The following is a 17,693-nucleotide window of genomic DNA, read 5'->3' on the forward strand; positions in this document are numbered from 1 at the left end:
TCTCTGCCCGGAAACGGGCGACATTGAAAAGGGCTCCTGTGCAGGAGCCCTTTTTCCTTTGGAGTCGGCCCCGAGGGCTTCACGTCGTGGTTTGCACGTGCAGGCGGCTCGACTTGCAGCGGTGCAAGGCGCTGTAGTACTCCAGGCGCCGGCCATTGGCACCGTAAGCGATGGACTCGATGCGCAAGAGCGGCTCGGGCGTTGCCAGTTGCAGCAGTTCGCAGGTCTCGGCGTCGGGCAGCACGGCGTCGATCCAGCGCTCGGCGCGCACCAGGCGCACGCCGTACTGGCGGCGCAGCACGTCGTACAGCGAACGGTCATCGAGGCGCATGCGGTGCAGGCCGGGCGCCAGGTCTGCGGGCACCACGGTTTCCACCAGCAGGCGCAGCTCGCTGTCCACGCTGCGCAGCCGCTTCAAGGCCACCACCTGGGTGTCGTCCGTGAGCCCCAGCGCACTGATCTCCTGCGGCGTGGGGTCACGCAGCTGCTGCACAAGGACCTGGGTTCGCACCGAGCGGCCCTTGCGCTCCATCTCGTCGGAGAAGCCGAGCACAGTGGAGACAAAATCCTCGTCGCGCTCGCGCGCCGCGACGAAGGCACCACGGCCCTTGATCTTGTAGATCAGGTTGTTGCGCACCAGGTCGGCCAGCGCCTCGCGCACCACGATGCGCGAGATGCCGAACTGCTCGCCGAGCTCGGCCTCGGAAGGCAGCTTGGCGCCAATGGCCAGTTCGCCCTGCAGTATCTGCAGGCGCAGGGCATCGCGGAACTGCGCCCACAGGGGCGATTCGGAGTTGCGGTCGAGCAGGGGCTGGAGTTCGGTCGGTACATTCACGTCAGGACGGGCTCAGGGCCGGATGGATGGTCAATGGTGCATGGAAGGCCGGCGCTGCCGCATCGGTATCGGGCGCTGCCGTGGCCAGGCGCACACCATGGCGTTCGCGCAGCGCGCTGGCGCAATTGTGCAACTCCTGCCGTTCGCGCCCTGCATCCCAGCCCAATGCCTGCCCGGCTATGCCGGCCATTTCGACCAGCGCCGCGTCCGTGATGAGGCCACGGATGGCCAGCAGCGTGCGGCGGATCACCAGGTCGTCGAGGTGGATCACGCCGGTTTCGGTGCACAGCCAGGCCACCTCAGCCACCGAGTAATCGGGCGCATGCTGCAGCGGCTCGTCACCCGCCACCTTGAAATGCTGGGCCATGCGCAAGGCCTGGGAGCCGTAGCGGCGCAGCAGCGCCTGGGCGCGCGTGCGTGCCAGGCCGGCGTCCTGGGCGATGCGGTCAATGAAGCGTTCGGTCGCCTGCGCGCCCTGTGGCATGTCGGTGCCGCCGCCAATGGGCAATTGCCGGGTCGAGGCGGTGCGCCCGCGCCCCAGCAGGCGCAGCACCTCGTCGGTGGCCTCTTCGGCCAGGGCGCGGAAGGTGGTCCATTTGCCGCCCACCAGCCCCACCACCGGGATATCGCGCGATGGGGACGGTGCATCGACCACCACCGAATGGTCGCGCGAGATCTGCCCCGGCTTGTCGGCGTCCGAGCGAGCCAGCGGCCGCACCCCCACGTAGGTATAGACCACGTCACGCCGGTCGAAGGCCAGGTTGGGGAACACCTCGCCCAGCACATCGAGCAGGTAGTCCACCTCGGCCGGTTCGGTGGCGATCTGGTCGGGGTCGTCCACCGGGATGTCGGTGGAGCCCACCAGCACCCGGTCCAGGAAGGGGTAAACGATGCAGACGCGCCCGTCCAGCGCCTCAAAGTAAGCCATGCGCCCGCCCAGCGCGTCGCGCAGCAGGGGGTGGTCGAGCACCAGGTGCGAGCCCTTGGTGCCCATCACGCGCGGCCCCGCGCCGCCCAGCAGCTCGGTGCTGCGGTCCAGCCAGGCGCCGCTGGCATTGACCACGGCGTCGGCCGTCACCTGCACCACCTCGCCCGTGACTTCGTCGCGCAGCGTGAGGGTCTTGCCCGCACAGCCCATCACGCGGCAGTGATTGGCGGCCGCCGAGCGCGGCTGGTCGCGGCAGGCATCGCGCACCAGCTCCAGCACCAGCCACTCGGGGTGGCTGATCCAGGCGTCGAAGAAGGTCGCAGTCCAGCGCACGGCCGCACGGAACAGCAGCCGGTCGGCGGGCTGCACGCGGCTGATGTGGTGGTTGGGCATCACACGCTGGCGCCGGCCCAGCAGGTCGTACAGTCGCAGCCCCGCGGCCACGGCCAGCAGGCCGCGCGTGCGCTGGGGCGGCGTGCGGCCCAGGAACTTGAGCGCGCTGCTCATCAGCCCGCCGAAGAAGCTCGACAGCGGCACCACGGTCTTGAGCGGCTGCACCAGGTGCGGTGCGTTGCGCAACAGCAGGTTGCGCTCGCGCGTGGCCTCGGCCACCAGCGAGAAGCTGCCGCTCTCCAGGTAGCGCAGACCGCCGTGGATCATGCGCGAGGGCGCGCTGCTGGCACCGGCGCTGAAGTCGCCCTTGTCCACGATGAGGCAGTCCACGCCCTGCAGCGCAAGGTCGCGGAACACGCCCACGCCGTTGATGCCGGCGCCCACGATCACGGTCGAGAAATGGCGGCCTGCCACGGCGGCCGGGCGCACAAAAGGCAATGGTGAAAGCGGGCTCATGGCAAGGCCTCCACGCTCTGCGCGGGTGTGGTGGCAGGGGTGCAGGCAAGCGCTGGCAGTGGCGGGGCAGTGTCTGGCGATGTGCCTGCCAGATGGCCGAAGACAGGGGACATGGTGGCTATCAGTTCGTTGAAGGCGGCGTTGAAGTCCGCATGGGCCCGCGCCTGGCTGGCGTCGGGTTCGACCGTGTCGCAGGGCGCGCGCAAGGGGTGGGTATCGATGCCCTGCGACATCGCGGCGTAGATCGCCGCACCGCGCGCACCGGTCTCGTCATCGGCACAGCGCTCCACCGGATGCCCGAGCAGGCCCGCGAGCAGGCGCACCAGGCGCGAGTCGCTGGCACCGCCGCCCAGCACGGTGGAGGCCGACACCGGCAGCCCGCCAGCCGCCAGGCGGGCCGTATGGCGCGCATGCAATGCAGCCACCGCATCGACCACGGCACGCGCCATGTCGCCGCGTGTGTGGTGGCTTTGGAGGCCGACAAAGCCGGCCGACACGCCGGCGCCCCCATTCACGAACGGCAAAAAGCGCAGCCCCCCGGCCCCGAACGGCACCGACATCGCCAGATCGACCACGGCCCGCGCGTCGGGCAGGCCGAGCACCCCGGCCAGCCAGGCGATGTTGGCCATCGACGAGGGGCTGTTCTCCATGTACAGGCGCCGCTCGCGCGGCCCGAAATTGACGACCGCCACCACGTCGGGCCGGGGCTCCACCGCCGGACCGATGACGGCATTCACGCACCAGGTGCCCAGCACCGACACCGCGCGGCCACGCTCTTCGGCGCGGATGGCCGTCATCGACGCCAGCAGGTCGATGGCGCCCATGGCCACGGGGATGCCTGCGGGCAGGCCGTGCGCCTCGGCAGTCGAGGGCTGCAGCCTGCCGATCACCTCGCCACTGGGCACCAGCGGCCCGAAGGCCTGCGGCGACAGGTCGGCGATGCCCGAGGCCGCAAAGGCCAGCGGCGACCAGGTGCCCGTGGCCACCGAGAGCAGGCCCGCAGTGCTGGCATCGCTGGCGTCGGTGGCGATCTCGCCCGTGAGCAGAAAGCCCACGTAGTCCTTGGCGAACATCAGGCGCTTCAAGGCACCGCTGCGCACCGCGCCGCTGCCCAGCAGTTCGGCCGCGATCACGGTGGGCTGGCCCGGCCAGGGCTGGCAGCCGACGTCGGCGCGCAATTGCGGGCCATGGCTCCTTGCCAGGGACTCTGCCCGCGCGCCAGCGCGCTGGTCGGTCGAGGCCACGGCCCGGCCGCCCACCAGTTCATTGCGGGCGTCCAGTGCATACAGGCCTGCCCCGTGCCCCGTGCAGCCGATGGCTTGGACATCGGCCACGCGGTTGCCAAGCTGGTGCGCCACGTCGCGCAGCACGGTGGACAGGGCCGAGCGGATCACAGGCGCGCCCACCTCGCAGCCGCCACCGGGCAAGCGGTCGTGCTGCAAGGGCAGGCGGGACAAGGCCACGGTGCGACCACTCGCGGCCTCCAGGGCCAGGGCTTTGAGGCTGCTCGACCCGAGGTCGATGCCAATCAGTAGTTGGGTCTTCATGTCATAACAGCTTCCGCCGATCTAGCCGGCATATCCAGTAGTGTTTCCCCTAACTATCTGGCGATTCGATCCAAGATTACATTCTACCTGTCATAACAACTGTCGTGACAAAAAGCACCCCATCGCAGCCCTGGAGAAAGCAGCACCCCAGCTGCACCGTTCAACAAGAGGAGACAAAAAATGAGGCGTAATTTCCTGAAGTCCGCAGCCGCCGCCGGTATCGGCCTGGCCGGCACCAGCGCATTCGCGCAGCAACCCGCAGCAGCCCCCGCCGCCGCAGGCGGCCTGCGCGGCAACCAGAACGACGTCTACGTGATGAACGTGATGGTGTCGGGCGTGGAATATTGGTTTCCGGTCTACGAGATGATGAAGCAGTTGGGCCGCACCCTGGGCGTGCGCACCCGCTACACCGGCACGCCGGAGTACGACGTGAACAAGCAGCTGGCCTCGTTCGAGCAGGAGCTGGCACGCAAGCCCGCCGGCATCCTGCTGCACCCCATGAACCCCGATCCGTTCATCGAGCCCATCAACCGCGCAGCGGCCATGGGGATCCCGGTGGTCACCTTCGCGGCGGATTCGCCCAACTCCAAGCGCACTTCGTTCATCACCTCGGACAACGAGCGTGAAGGCGCGCAGGCCGCCGACGCCATTGCCGCATCGCTGAACGGCAAGGGCGAATTCGCCGTGCTGGAGAACCCCGGCCAGGACAACCACGACCGCCGCATCGCCGCCTTCATCAACCGCATGAAGACCAAGCACCCCGGCATGAAGCTGGTGGGCCGCGCCGCCAGCAACCAGGACCCGAACAAGGCCTACCAGGCGGTGCAGAGCCTGGCGCAGGCGAACCCCAACCTGGGCGCCCTGTTCATGCCCGAGGCCAACTCGGCCCTGGGCGCGGCACAGGCCAAGGTGGAGACCAAGAAGAACATCAAGGTGATGTGCTGCGACGTGAACGCCAAGATCCTGGACATGATCAAGTCCGGCGATGTGTTCGGCGCCATCAACCCCAACCAGGGCATGCAAGGCTACATGGGCATGATGATGCTGTTCCTGGCCAAGAACCCCGGCCTCATCGACCCGATGAACGACGCCAAGCGCAACGGCACCAACCCCATGGCCGTGCCCTTCCTGGACAACGGCCTGGCCGTGGTCAGCAAGGCCAATGCCGACGACTTCTACTGGGACAAGTACCTCGCGCGCCGCGGCACCAAGGGCATCAGCGAGTGAGCAGCAGCGCCATGGGTCCCACCTTGCTCGCGCTGCGCGGCATCAGCAAGCGCTTTGGCGCTTCGCATGCGCTCTCGGGCGTGGACTTCTCGCTGCAGGCGGGCGAGATCCACGCCCTGTGTGGCGAGAACGGCGCGGGCAAGTCCACGCTGATGAACATCATCGATGGCATCCACCAGCCGGACGCGGGCGAGATCGTGCTCGACGGCCGCCCGGTGGCCATCGATGGTCCGGCCCATGCCATGCGCCTGGGTATCGGCCTGGTGCACCAGGAAATCGCCCTCTGCGCCGACGCCACCGTGGCCGAGAACATCTTCATGCCGGAGATCAACGCGGGCCGGCAGACCTTTATGGACTACGCCGACATCAACGCACGCGCCGCCAAGGTGCTCCAGCGGCTGGGCCAGGACATCGACCCCGCCGTGCGCGTGGGCGAGCTCCCCATCTCCAGCCAGCAGCTGATCGAAATCGCCAAGGCGCTCACGCTCGACTGCAAGGTGCTGATCCTCGACGAGCCGACCGCCGCCCTCACCGACAACGAGTCGGCCGCCCTCTTTCAGGTGCTGCACGACCTCAAGGACCAGGGCATCGGCATCATCTACATCAGCCACCGCATGGCCGAGATCTTTGCGCACTGCACGCGCGTGACCGTGCTGCGCGACGGGCGCAACGTGCATTCGGGCCCGCTGGCCGAACTCGATGCCGATGGCCTGGTGCGGCGCATGGTCGGGCGCGACCTGGGCAACTACTACCCACCCAAGCAGCAGGATGCAGACTGCGGCGAACACGTGCTCGAAGTGGAGGGCCTGGCCGACGGCGAGCGCGTACATGGTGTCTCGTTCACCGTGCAGCGCGGCGAGATCCTGGGCATTGCCGGACTCATGGGCGCGGGGCGCAGCGAACTGGCGCAGACACTGTGCGGCCTGCGCCCCGCCATCGGCGGCAGCGTGCGCCTCAACGGCAAGGCGCTCTCGATCCGCAAGTACAGCGACGCGCTGCGCGAAGGCATCGCCTACCTCAGCGAAGACCGCAAGGCCGCAGGCGTGTACCTGGACCTGCCCATTGCGCAGAACATCGCCTCCATGGCGCTGGCACGCGTGAGTTCGCGCTTCGGCCTGCTGCAGCGTGCAGCCGAGCACCGGCTGGCGCAGGAGCTGGGCGCGCGCCTGAAGCTCAAGTCCGACGGCGTGCAGATCGAGGTGGCCAGCCTGTCGGGCGGCAACCAGCAGAAGGTGGCCATCGCCAAGCTGCTGGCCACCAACCCGGCGGTGCTGCTGATGGATGAGCCTACGCGCGGCGTGGACGTGGGCGCCAAGTCGGAGATCCACCACATCCTGCGCGACCTGGCCTGCCAGGGCGTGGGCGTGGTGGTCATCTCCTCGGAGCTGCCCGAGATCATCGGGCTGTGCGATAGGGCCCTCGTCATTCGCGACGGCCGTGTCGCGGGCGAGGTGCAAGGCAAGGACATGACGGAAGAGGCCCTGCTGCGGCTGGCCTCGGGACTGGAACGACGACAAGAGGAGACGGCATGAATCACCCCGCACAACTGAACGCCGGCAGCGTGGCCGGCCTGCATCCGCCGCGCCAGGCACCGGGAGGGCCGGGCAAACCCGGTGGCACCAAGCTCACCAGCATGCGCGAGATGGGCCTGCTGGCCATCATCCTGGTGCTGTGCATCGGCATGAGCTTTGCCTCGCCCTACTTCCTGACCTGGGACAACATCAGAGCCATGCTGCTGTCGTTCTCCATCGAAGGCATCGTGGTCGTGGGCATGACCATCTTGCTGATCGTGGGCGGCATCGACCTGTCGGTGGGCTCGGTGGTGTGCTTTGCCATGGTGGTCACGGGCAAGCTGTTCCTGCTGGGCTTTGATCCCTGGACGGCCGGGCTCATCGCCATTGCCGCCAGCGCGCTGATCGGGGCCATGATCGGCGGCTGCGTAGTGCGCATCGGGCTCAACCACTTCATCGCCTCGCTGGCCTTCATGGTCATCGTGCGCGGGCTGTGCCTGGCGCTCACGCAGGGCACGCCGCAGTCGCTGTTCTCGCTGCCGGCCTCGTTCAAGTTCATTGGTCAGGGCGCGGTGCTCGGCATCCCGGCGGTGATCCTGATCTTCCTGACCATCGTGGTGGTCAGCGACTTCGTGCTGCGCCGCGCCAGCCTGCTGCGCCGCGTGTTCTACACCGGCAGCAACGAGAAGGCGGCGCTGTACTCGGGCATCCGCGTGGGCCACGTGAAGTTCTGGGTGACGGTGCTGTGCGCGGCCTCGGCCGGCCTGGCGGGCGTGATCTACACCGCGCGCTTCGGTGCGGCCACGCCGACCTTCGGCGTGGGCATGGAGCTCAACGTGATCGCTGCGGCCGTCATCGGTGGCGCCAGCCTCAAGGGCGGCTCGGGCACGGTGCTCGGCGCCGTACTGGGCCTGGCCCTGCTCTCGGTGGTGACCAGCTCGCTGATCCTGCTGGACGTATCGCCTTACTGGCAGGACGTGATCAAGGGCCTGATCCTGCTCGCGGCCGTGACCATCGACCACCTCATGAACACCCGAAAGACCAAGCGATGAATGCCGTGATGATGAATGCAGCCATGAAGACCACCACCCTCGGCCCCTCGGGCATCGAGTGCTCGGCCATTGGCCTCGGTACCTGGGCCATGGGCGGCTGGATGTGGGGCGGCCAGGACAGCGCCGCCGCCGCCGACGCCATTGCCGCCTCGCTCGACGCCGGGGTGACGCTGATCGACACCGCGCCGGCCTATGGCCTGGGCGCCTCCGAGAGCATCGTCGGCGCCGCCCTCAAGGGCCGCCGCCACGAGGCGGTGGTCGCCACCAAATGCGGGCTGGTGTGGCACACGCAAAAGGGCACGCACTTCTTCGACGAAGACGGCCACCCGGTGTACCGCCACCTGGGCCGCGAATCGATCTTCCATGAAGCGGAGGAAAGTCTCAAGCGCCTGCAGACCGACTACATTGACCTGTACATCACCCACTGGCAGGACAGCACCACGCCGGTCGAGGAGACCATGGATGCCCTGCTCACGCTCAAGCAGCAGGGCAAGATCCGCGCCATCGGTGTGAGCAACGCGAGCCCCGAGACGCTGGCCGAGTACCTGCAGTACGGCCCCGTGGACGCGGCGCAGGAGCGCTACAGCCTGATCGACCGCGAGATCGAGCAGACGCTGGTACCCCTGTGCACCCGCCACAACGTGGCCATGCTGGGCTACTCGTCGCTGGCGCTGGGCCTGCTGGCCGGCCCCATCGACCCGGCGCGCGAGTTCACGGGCGACGACCAGCGTGCCAGCAACCCGCGCTTTAGCACCGCCAACCGCGCCAGGCTCAAGGCCTTCTTCGACGAGCTCGAACCGGTGCGCCGGCAGCTCGGCTGCTCCTTCGGCCAACTGATGATTGCCTGGACGCTGGCCAGCGGCAATGTGTCGGTGGCGCTGTGCGGCGCGCGCGTGCGCGTGCAAGCCATCGAGAACGCCACGGCCGGGGCCTTGGACCTGCCCGAAGAGGCCGTACAGCGCATCGACGAGGCCGCAGCCCGCCACCTGCAGGCCCTGGCCTGACCCTCCTCCCCCACTTCACCCCCCCAACCAAGGACCTCTTCGTATGTCGAAGGACAAGACCGCACGCCTGAACCGCCTGCTCACCAACGGGCGCTGCCTGGACATCGCACTCGACCACGGTGTGTGCAACGAACCCTCGTTCCTCAACGGGCTGGAGGACATGCCCGGCGTGATGGACAGGCTCGTGGCCGCCGCGCCCGATGCCATCCAGCTCAACTACGGCCAGGCCGACCTGCTGCAGGACCGTGCCGGCCGCAGCAAGCCGGCGCTGGTGATGCGCATCGACATGGGCAACCCCTACAACGCCACCGCCCACCGCGTGATGTGGGCTCTGCTGCAGAACGAGCACGACCCGGTGCTGCCGGCCGTGCAGCGCGATGCGGCCTGTGTGGTGGTCAACCTGTTCATGCTGCCCAATGAACCCGACCTGTTCCGCCAGTGCGTGCAGAACATCGCACGCGTGCGCGCCGACTGCGACCGCTACGGCATGCCGCTGATGATCGAGCCGCTGGTGATGCGCCCGCACAGCGACCAGGGCGGCTACATGGTCGACGGCGACGCAGAGAAGATCGTCACCCTGGTGCGCTTGGCGCGCGAGATGGGGGCCGACATCGTGAAGGCCGACCCGACCACCGACCCCACCGACTTCCATCGTGTGGTGCAGGCCGCGCGCTGCCCGGTGCTGGTGCGCGGCGGAGGCCGCGAGGACCTGCAGCAGGTGTTCGCGCGCTCGCGCGTTCTGCTCGACCAGGGGGCCGTGGGCATGGTCTACGGGCGCAACGTGTACCAGCACGCCAACCCTTCGGCGGTGGTCGATGCGCTGATGGCCATGATCCACCGCGGCGCCAGCGCTGCGGCGGCCTGGGACATCTACGCGACCGCGCAAGCGCAGGCCTGATCCCGCCAACGCTGCAGACGACAAGAAGACAGAGGGGAGAAGGAGAAAACGAGCCCTGCGGCCGGTGGCAGCTGTGCCACCGGCCGGCGCGTCTGCGCGCGCATGTGGCAGCGCCGTCGGATGGATCGAAGAAGAGAGTTTTCCGAGAACTTCAAACAACCTGGAGGCGACGATGAAAATCCGGTATTACGTGATGGCGCTCCTGCTGCCGTTCGTCACACTGCTGACGCATGCAGCGATCACGGGGGTCAACCCGATGACCACCCTTACCACCATGGCGGCCGCAGTCACGCAGGCCGCCGAGGTCCCGCTCCCGCTGCAGGGGCCGGGCCTGGGCAACCTCACCTACACCTCGGCCGAGCTGTTCAAGCCGGTCTCCATGATCACACGCGCCTCGGGCGACGTGCCGGCCACCTACCCCGGCCGCAAGGACTACGGGCTGAACGTGGGCATCATGCTCAACGGCTATTTCCTGACCTCGTTCGCGCCGGACAGCGGCCTGGGCCCCGGCGGCTTTCTGCTGTACGACGTGTCCAACCCGCGCGCCATCGTGCTCGCCAAGAAGATCTACGAGCCCGAGGGGCGCACCAAGGAGTTCCGCGAGGCCCATGCCTTCGGTACCGCGAAGATCGGCGGCAAGCAGTATGTGGTGGTGCCCAGCATCAAGGGCATCGAGTTCTGGGACTTCACCGACATCAACAACATCCAGCAGGTCAAGAAGCTGGCGCTGCCCACGGTCAATGGCGGCGACTATGCCAACGTGGCCTGGCAGCTGTGGTGGCAGGCCCCTTATGTCTACGTGGCTTCGGCCAACGACGGTGTCTACATCGTGGATGCGAGCGACCCGGCCAATGCCGTGATCGCCAACCGCGGTGTGGGCAAGCCCAACCCCGTGCCCACCGGCGAGCTCGGGGGCTTTCGCGTCGGGCCCATCTTCACCATGGGCAACCACATGGTGCTCTCCTCGATGGACAACACCGATGGCTTTGCCAGCCTCGATATCTCCGACCCGCTCAACCCCAAGGTGCTGGACACCGTGGGCTCCAACCCCAACTACTATGCCACCTGCTTCGACGGCAGGAACCTGCACGCCTCGGCGCGCGGCGGTGGTGCCCGCATGTACAGCTACGACCTCGCGGACCGCACCCAGTTCGTTGCGGAAGATAACCGGCTGGTCATCGATGAGCAACTGTACTGCGGCACGCAGGACCACTACGTGTTCCAGGGCGCGCAGTTCAAGGTGCACAAGGTGGACGTGAGCAATCCGCTCAACCACGTCGAGGTGGGCCAGGGCAGCCTGTTCGCCACCAGCGACCCCGAGTACACACACTCCGACCATGGCCAGGTGGCGCCCATGGGCAACCTGCTGTTCATCGGCAACGACCACGGCTCGGGCAGCGGCTTCATCGTGCACCAGACCGCGCCCGACACCACGCCACCGGCCGTCAAGCAGACCTCGCCCACCAACGGCGCCAGGCAGCAGGCGCTGACATCGCGCATCGGCGTGGGCCTCACCGACAGCATCCGGCCCGAGAGCGTGAGCGCCAGCACCTTCATCGTGCGCCCGGTCAACGGCAACGCGCTGGCCGGCACCTACAGCGTGCAGCTGGGCATCATCAACTTCCACCCCACGCAGCCCTTGGCGGCCGGCACCAGCTATGAGATCGTGCTCACCGCCGGCGGCGTGAAGGACTATGCGGGCAACGGCATCGCGGCGGAGTACAAGGCCGTTTTTCACACCGGCAATGCCACCGACATCAGCCTCATGAACCACTGGCCGCTGTCGAGCACCCTCACCGACGAGATCGGCGCCAACAACGGCACGGCCTCGGCGGCCGACCAGTTCAGCAGCATCGGCCTGAACTTCGCGCAGCGCACGGGCGGCGTGCCGCTCAAGAACGACAGCGTGGCCACCGCGCTGGGCGGCACGGCCTCGCTGGCCTTCTACATGAAGACCACGCAGGCCGGCTCGGCCAACGCCTGGACGGCGCCCGGCCTCTTCGGGCGCGACCAGTCGGGCGGTGCGGACGACGTGTTCTGGGGCTGGATCGACAACACCGGTCGGATGAACCTCTCGGTGGGCAACGTGGCGGCCAACAACCCGGGCACCCGCTCCACCTCGGCCGTGAACGACGGCAACTGGCACCATGTGGTGATGACGCGCGACGCGGCCTCGGGCGCACAGACGCTGTACATCGACGGCACCAAGACCAGCTCCACCGGGCTCACGGGCACCAAGGGCCTGTCGAACAAGTTCGCGCTGCTGGGGCAGATCCAGGGCAACACCGACTTCTTTCGCGGCAGCCTGGCCGACATGCGCGTCTACGGGCGCGTGCTCAGCGATTCAGACGTCACGCAACTGAGGTCGCAGGCCATCATCGGCGATGCCGGCGTGAGCGGCGGGCCGCAGCTGGTGAACGGGCAGTTGAGCTTCGACCCCATCCGCCTGGGCGGTGGCAGCGGCGTCACCTACCGCTGGAATTTCGGCAACGGCACGCAGACCGCCTTCTCGGCCCAGGCCAACACCACCTACAGCTACAACCGCCCTGGCCACTACACGGTGACCCTGACGGTGCGCAATGCGGCGGGCCAGGAGACCTTCTACACCTACAACGTGACCGTGATCTTCCCGACAACGGCCACGGCGCCCACGCATTCGAGCAACATCGTGGGCGATGCCAACAGCGTCTATGCGGTGAACCCGGACAGCGGCACGGTGGCAGCCATCGACGCGCTGGCCCTGACCAAGCGCTGGGAGACGCGCGTGGGCGACGAGCCCAAGACCCTGGCGCGTGCCCCCGATGGCCGCATCTGGGTCACCGTGCAGGGCGAGGACAAGCTCGTGGCACTGAACCCGGCGGACGGCAGCATCGCGGCCACGGTGGCCCTGCCCTACGGCAGCGGACCCTACGGCGTGGCCTTCACGCCCAACGGCAGCAAGGGCCTGCTGACACTGGAAAGCAAGTCCACGCTGATCGCCTTCGACCCGGCCAATGGCAGCACCACGGGCACCCTGGTGCTGGAAGGCGACCTGCGTGGCATCGCAGTGGCGGCCGACTCGCAGACGGTTTACGTCACGCGCTTCAAGTCGAAGATGACGGGCGGGCAACTGCACAAGGTGGGCCTCAGTTCCATGGGCCTGTTGTCCACCATCGCCCTGCCGGTGGACACGACCACGGTGGACACCGAGAACAGCGCACGCGGCGTGGCCAACTACCTGAGCCAGGTGGTGATCTCGCCCGATGGCTCGCGCGCGGTGCTGCCGGGCAAGAAGGACAATATCGTGCGCGGGCGCTTCCGTGACGGTGGCGACCTGCTGCACGACCAGACAGTGCGCTCCATCCTCTCGCAGGTGGACCTGGCGCAGGCCACGCACCTGCTGCCCGAGCAGATCGACTTCGACGACCGGGCACCGGCGCGCGCCGCCCTCTTCTCCCCTGCGGGCGACTATGTGTTCGTGGCGCAGATGGAGGGCAACAACATTGCCATCGTCGATGCCTACACTCGCGCCGTGCGCGGCGAGATCAACGCCAGCAGCGCCCCCCACGGCCTGTACCTGGACGCAGCACGCAAGCGGTTGTACGTGAACAACTTCCTGGCGCGCTCGGTCACCGTGCACGATGTGGCCGACGTGCTGGCCTCGCGCAGCGCGGCGGCGGTGTTCCTGCAGAACGTGGCCACGGTGGCGCAGGAGCCCATGGCGGCTGCGGCTCTGCGCGGCAAGCTGGTGTTCTACAACGCGGCCGATCGGCGCATGAGCAAGGACAACTACATGTCCTGCGCGAGCTGCCACGCCGATGGCGGCGACGACGGCATGGTCTGGGACTTCACCCAGCGCGGCGAGGGCCTGCGCCGCACCATCAGCCTGCAGGGCCGGCGCGGCACCGGCCACGGCAAGCTGCACTGGAGCGCCAACTTCGACGAGGTGCAGGACTTCGAGAACGACATGCGCAGCGCCTTCGGCGGCACGGGCTTCCTGAGCGACGCGGACTTTGCCGCAACCAGCGATCCGCTGGGCGCGCCCAAGGCCGGCCGCAATGCCCAACTCGACGACCTGGCCGCCTACCTCGCCTCGCTCAACAAGTCCATGCGCAGCCCGGCGCGCGCCGCCGATGGCAGCCTGACGGTGGAGGCTGCACGCGGGCAGACCCTGTTCGCCAGTGCCAACTGCGCCAGCTGCCATGCGGGCGGCACCTTGCGCGACGGCCTCAGGCACGACGTAGGCACCATCCAGCCATCATCGGGCAAGGGCGCCAACCAGCCGCTGGCCGGCGTGGGCTTCGACACGCCCACGCTGATCGGCAGCTGGGCCGCCAAGGCCTACCTGCACAACGGACAGAAGGCCAGCGTGCTGGACGTGATCGCGGGTGGCCACGGCAATGCCGCAGGCCTGCCGGCAGCGGACCGGCTGGCGCTGGCCGACTACGTGCGCTCGCTGGACACGGGCTCGGACATCACGGCACGGCTGCGGTCCAACCAGAGCACGATGTGCATCAACATCCGGGGGGCCTCGGCGGCCAGCGGGGCCGTGGCCATCCAGTGGCCCTGCGGCAACGCGGACAACGAGACCTTCACCTTGCGCAACATCACCGGAGGCTATGTGCAACTGGTCGCCAAACACAGCAACCTGTGCCTGGCGCAGGACAGCGCTGCAGCCAGCGGCGCCGGTGTGGTGCAACTGGCCTGCAGCACCGGCAACACGGCGCAGTGGAGCCTTGTGGGCTCGACCATCCGCAACCGGGCATCGGGCGCCTGCATCGACGTACCCAACAACTCGACGGTGCAGGACACGCCCCTGCTCACCTGGACCTGCAACGGCGGCAACAACCAGAACTGGAGCCAGTTGCCCTGAGCACCTGAGCGGTTCTTCTTCGGCCAGCGGCTGCAATGCAGCCGCGGGCTTTTTTTATGCCTGCCGCTCGTGCAACTGTTTTCAAAACTGGAACAGTCAGTTCGCGACTGGGTGGTTTTTCTCTGAACACACCAGGCGTACAGTTCAACCCATCGATGAGCCGAACCCGCAAGGCGACTCACCGAACCCGGCCCGAAACAGTTTCGTACCGGTTTTCGAGACGCTTTTTATCTTTCAAGGATTTTCATCATGAACACGACTGCACGCTTTCTCTCCATCGCCGCTGTTGCCGCTTTTGCATCGTTCGGCGCCTATGCCGACGAAGCCGATGGCTCGCAATTCGCCCTCAAGTTCGAAACCAACCGCACCCGCGCCGAAGTGGCTGCCGAAGCGGCCGTGACGGCCCGCACGCACAGCATGGAACCCGCTGGTTCCCGCGTGGTGACTTACCAATCGACGGCCGACCGTGCCGCCGTGCGCGCCGAGGCTGCCGAAGCCCTGCGCACCGGCCAGATCTCGTCGGGCGAAGCTGGTTACCTGTAATCCGCACCGCCCCGCAGCAAGCCCCCTACCCCCATTTGATCGGAGAATCACCATGAACAACACCGCACGTTTCCTGTCCATCGCTGCCGTTGCCGCTTTTGCTTCCTTCGGCGCCTACGCCGATGAAGCCGACAGCTCGCAGTTCGCCCTCAAGTTCGAAACCAACCGCACCCGCGCCGAAGTGGCTGCCGAAGCTGCCGTGGAGGCCCGCACGCACAGCATGGAGCCTGCCGGCTCCCGCGTGGTGACCTACCAATCGAAGGCCGACCGCGCCGCCGTGCGTGCCGCTGCTGCCGAAGCCGTGCGCACCGGCCAGATCCCTTCGGGCGAGATCGGCGTTCTGTAATCCGCACCAGTGCAAGGCTGCAGACCGCAACTGCGGCCAGCATGCAAAAAAGGCCGGTGCCCATCGCGGGGCCCCGGCCTTTTTCGTGTGGCCCATGGGGCCACGGCATGTGCCTTGCCTTATTGCAGCACGGTCACGCCGGTCTTGGCCTGCAGGGTTTCAAACGTCACGCCAGGGGCCAGCTCGATCAGCTTCAGGCCTTCGGGCGTCACGTCCAGCACGGCCAGGTCGGTGATGATGCGGTCGACCACGCCCACGCCCGTGAGGGGCAGCGTGCACTGGGGCAGGATCTTGAGGTCTTCGGTGCCGTCCTTCTTCTTCGCCACATGCTCCATGAGCACGATCACGCGCTTGACGCCGGCCACCAGGTCCATCGCGCCGCCCATGCCCTTGACCATCTTGCCCGGGATCATCCAGTTGGCCAGGTCGCCCTTTTCGCTGACCTGCATGGCGCCCAGGATGGACAGGTTGATCTTGCCGCCGCGGATCATGGCGAACGACTGGTCGCTGCCGAAGATGGACGAGCCTTTGATCGTGGTAACGGTCTGCTTGCCGGCATTGATCAGGTCGGCGTCCACAGCGTCTTCGGTCGGGAAGGGGCCGATGCCCAGCATGCCATTTTCGGACTGCAGCCACACTTCCTTGTCACCCGTGAAATTTGCCACCAGCGTGGGGATGCCGATGCCCAGGTTCACGTAGAAACCGTCTTCGAGTTCTTGCGCCGCACGTGCGGCCATCTGGTCTTGGGTCCACGGCATGGTCAGGCTCCTGCTTTCTCTGTGATGGTGCGTTTTTCGATGCGTTTCTCGGGGTTGGCGTTGTGCACGATGCGGTGCACGTAGATGCCGGGCAGGTGGACCTGGTCGGGCTCCATGGCACCGGTTTCCACGATCTCTTCCACTTCGACGATGCAGACCTTGCCGGCCGTGGCGGCCGCAGGGTTGAAGTTGCGCGCCGTGAGGCGGAACTGCAGGTTGCCGGACTTGTCCGCACGCCAGGCCTTGACCAGCGACACGTCGGGCACCAGCGAGCGCTCCATCACGTAGGTTTCGCCGTCGAACTCGCGCAACTCCTTGCCATCGGCCACGATGGTGCCCACACCGGTCTTGGTGAAGAAGGCCGGGATGCCCGCGCCGCCGGCACGCAGCTTCTCGGCCAGCGTGCCCTGGGGCGTGAATTCGAGCTCCAGCTCGCCCGCCAGGTACTGGCGCTCGAACTCCTTGTTCTCGCCCACGTAGGACGAGATCATCTTCTTGATCTGGCGCGTCTCGAGCAGCTTGCCCAGGCCGAAGCCATCGACGCCCGCATTGTTGGAGATCACGGTGAGGTTCTTCACGGCCGAATCACGCAGCGCGTCGATCAGGGCCTCAGGGATACCGCACAGCCCGAAACCGCCGACAGCCATCAACTGGCCATCTGCAACCACGCCTTCCAGCGCTTTGGCTGCGGAGGGAAATATCTTGTTCACCACGATCTCCTTGCGAATGTTGGATGCGCTACGATACTACGTACAGACATAAGTAGTACCCCGTAAAGATTTGCACTATGGACGCCACCGATGGACGTTGATTACAAACTCGCGTTTGACATGGCCCCCGTGGGATTGGTGCTCTCGCGCAACCGCACCATGGTGGACTGCAACCGGCAGGTCTGCGAGATGTTCGGCGCCTCGCGCGAGCTGCTGATCGGCCAGTCGTTCCAGGTACTTTATCCGAGCGCCGACGAGTACGAGCGCCTGGGCGCGCACATGGAGCCCATCCTCAACGCCAAGGGCCACTACGCCGACAACCGCATCATGAAGCGCGCCAACGGCGAGGTGTTCTGGTGCCATGTGTCAGGCCGCGCCCTGAACCGCGAAGACCCCCACGCCTCGGGCATCTGGAGCTTCGAGGACCTGAGCTCGCAGCGCCCCGTGAAGGCCGAGCTGACCGGCCGCGAACGCGAAGTGGCCGCGCGGCTGCTCGAAGGCCTGACCTCCAAGGAGATCGGGCGCACCCTGGACATCAGCCACCGCACGGTGGAGATCTACCGCGCGCGGCTCATGCGCAAGTACAACGCGTCGACAGCCGCCGACCTCGTGCACAAACTGCTGGCGGGCTGA

General features: G+C 67.2%; 14 protein-coding genes. 9 read left to right on the forward strand and 5 right to left on the reverse strand.

The features are described 5' to 3' along the window. Nucleotides 1-79: 79 nt before the first annotated feature. Genes ASE28_RS30660 through ASE28_RS30670 form a run of 3 tightly spaced genes read right to left on the reverse strand, consistent with a single transcriptional unit; the run spans nt 80 to nt 4,159 of the window. Entirely contained in the window at nt 80-835 is a 756-nt protein-coding gene (locus tag ASE28_RS30660) for a GntR family transcriptional regulator (protein WP_057269762.1), read from the reverse strand. Between the two features lies 1 nt (nt 836). Further along, nucleotides 837-2,612 (reverse strand): glycerol-3-phosphate dehydrogenase/oxidase, encoded by a 1,776-nt coding sequence (locus ASE28_RS30665; RefSeq protein ID WP_057269763.1) that lies wholly within the window; start codon nt 2,610-2,612, stop codon nt 837-839. Next, nucleotides 2,609-4,159, reverse strand: coding sequence for an FGGY family carbohydrate kinase (locus ASE28_RS30670; RefSeq protein WP_057269764.1), 1,551 nt, complete (start codon nt 4,157-4,159; stop codon nt 2,609-2,611). The genes ASE28_RS30665 and ASE28_RS30670 overlap by 4 nt, the downstream gene beginning before the upstream one ends. 180 nt (nt 4,160-4,339) lie before the next feature. Here ASE28_RS30670 and ASE28_RS30675 point away from each other — a divergent pair, with 180 nt between their 5' ends. The 8 genes from ASE28_RS30675 (at nt 4,340) to ASE28_RS30710 (ending at nt 15,592) form a co-directional block, all read left to right on the forward strand. Next, nucleotides 4,340-5,386 (forward strand): substrate-binding domain-containing protein, encoded by a 1,047-nt coding sequence (locus ASE28_RS30675; RefSeq protein WP_057206162.1) that lies wholly within the window; start codon nt 4,340-4,342, stop codon nt 5,384-5,386. An 11-nt stretch (nt 5,387-5,397) separates the two neighbouring features. Further along, entirely contained in the window at nt 5,398-6,918 is a 1,521-nt protein-coding gene (locus ASE28_RS30680) for a sugar ABC transporter ATP-binding protein (protein WP_057206261.1), read from the forward strand. Further along, nucleotides 6,915-7,949 (forward strand): ABC transporter permease, encoded by a 1,035-nt coding sequence (locus tag ASE28_RS30685; RefSeq protein ID WP_057269765.1) that lies wholly within the window; start codon nt 6,915-6,917, stop codon nt 7,947-7,949. The genes ASE28_RS30680 and ASE28_RS30685 overlap by 4 nt, the downstream gene beginning before the upstream one ends. 23 nt (nt 7,950-7,972) lie before the next feature. Continuing rightward, nucleotides 7,973-8,953, forward strand: coding sequence for an aldo/keto reductase (locus ASE28_RS30690; RefSeq protein ID WP_057269815.1), 981 nt, complete (start codon nt 7,973-7,975; stop codon nt 8,951-8,953). A gap of 43 nt (nt 8,954-8,996) precedes the next feature. After that, a complete protein-coding gene (locus ASE28_RS30695) occupies nt 8,997-9,851 on the forward strand; it encodes a class I fructose-bisphosphate aldolase (RefSeq protein ID WP_057269766.1) in 855 nt (284 codons plus the stop codon). 172 nt (nt 9,852-10,023) lie between these two features. After that, nucleotides 10,024-14,703 carry an Ig-like domain-containing protein gene (locus tag ASE28_RS30700; RefSeq protein ID WP_057269767.1) on the forward strand — a complete coding sequence of 1,560 codons (4,680 nt, stop codon included), beginning with the start codon at nt 10,024-10,026 and terminating at the stop codon, nt 14,701-14,703. A 249-nt stretch (nt 14,704-14,952) separates the two neighbouring features. Further along, nucleotides 14,953-15,246 (forward strand): hypothetical protein, encoded by a 294-nt coding sequence (locus ASE28_RS30705; protein WP_057269768.1) that lies wholly within the window; start codon nt 14,953-14,955, stop codon nt 15,244-15,246. A 52-nt stretch (nt 15,247-15,298) separates the two neighbouring features. After that, nucleotides 15,299-15,592, forward strand: a complete 294-nt coding sequence (locus ASE28_RS30710; RefSeq protein ID WP_057206153.1) for a hypothetical protein — start codon at nt 15,299-15,301, stop codon at nt 15,590-15,592. Between the two features lie 119 nt (nt 15,593-15,711). Here ASE28_RS30710 and ASE28_RS30715 read toward each other — a convergent pair whose 3' ends face one another. Both ASE28_RS30715 and ASE28_RS30720 read right to left on the reverse strand, forming a co-directional pair. Further along, complete coding sequence (locus ASE28_RS30715) at nt 15,712-16,350, reverse strand: 3-oxoacid CoA-transferase subunit B (protein WP_057269769.1); 639 nt, start codon at nt 16,348-16,350, stop codon at nt 15,712-15,714. Between the two features lie 2 nt (nt 16,351-16,352). Further along, on the reverse strand, nt 16,353-17,060 hold the full coding sequence (locus tag ASE28_RS30720) for a CoA transferase subunit A (RefSeq protein ID WP_057206149.1): 708 nt from the start codon (nt 17,058-17,060) through the stop codon (nt 16,353-16,355). A 90-nt stretch (nt 17,061-17,150) separates the two neighbouring features. On the opposite strand from ASE28_RS30720, the gene ASE28_RS30725 reads away from it, so the two are divergent. Continuing rightward, a complete protein-coding gene (locus ASE28_RS30725) occupies nt 17,151-17,693 on the forward strand; it encodes a PAS and helix-turn-helix domain-containing protein (protein ID WP_057206148.1) in 543 nt (180 codons plus the stop codon).

This window comes from Acidovorax sp. Root219, from assembly GCF_001428665.1.
GTDB lineage: Bacteria > Pseudomonadota > Gammaproteobacteria > Burkholderiales > Burkholderiaceae_C > Acidovorax.

Excerpts from the sequence above, each read along its gene's own strand:
- ASE28_RS30665 (WP_057269763.1), bottom strand. The coding sequence starts at position 2,612 with ATGAGCCCGCTTTCACCATTGCCTTTTGTGCGCCCGGCCGCCGTGGCA.
- ASE28_RS30670 (WP_057269764.1), bottom strand. The coding sequence starts at position 4,159 with ATGAAGACCCAACTACTGATTGGCATCGACCTCGGGTCGAGCAGCCTC.
- ASE28_RS30705 (WP_057269768.1), top strand. The coding sequence starts at position 14,953 with ATGAACACGACTGCACGCTTTCTCTCCATCGCCGCTGTTGCCGCTTTT.
- ASE28_RS30710 (WP_057206153.1), top strand. The coding sequence starts at position 15,299 with ATGAACAACACCGCACGTTTCCTGTCCATCGCTGCCGTTGCCGCTTTT.
- ASE28_RS30700 (WP_057269767.1), top strand. The coding sequence starts at position 10,024 with ATGAAAATCCGGTATTACGTGATGGCGCTCCTGCTGCCGTTCGTCACA.
- ASE28_RS30675 (WP_057206162.1), top strand. The coding sequence starts at position 4,340 with ATGAGGCGTAATTTCCTGAAGTCCGCAGCCGCCGCCGGTATCGGCCTG.
- ASE28_RS30715 (WP_057269769.1), bottom strand. The coding sequence starts at position 16,350 with ATGCCGTGGACCCAAGACCAGATGGCCGCACGTGCGGCGCAAGAACTC.
- ASE28_RS30690 (WP_057269815.1), top strand. The coding sequence starts at position 7,973 with ATGAAGACCACCACCCTCGGCCCCTCGGGCATCGAGTGCTCGGCCATT.
- ASE28_RS30685 (WP_057269765.1), top strand. The coding sequence starts at position 6,915 with ATGAATCACCCCGCACAACTGAACGCCGGCAGCGTGGCCGGCCTGCAT.
- ASE28_RS30695 (WP_057269766.1), top strand. The coding sequence starts at position 8,997 with ATGTCGAAGGACAAGACCGCACGCCTGAACCGCCTGCTCACCAACGGG.
- ASE28_RS30680 (WP_057206261.1), top strand. The coding sequence starts at position 5,398 with ATGGGTCCCACCTTGCTCGCGCTGCGCGGCATCAGCAAGCGCTTTGGC.
- ASE28_RS30725 (WP_057206148.1), top strand. The coding sequence starts at position 17,151 with ATGGACGTTGATTACAAACTCGCGTTTGACATGGCCCCCGTGGGATTG.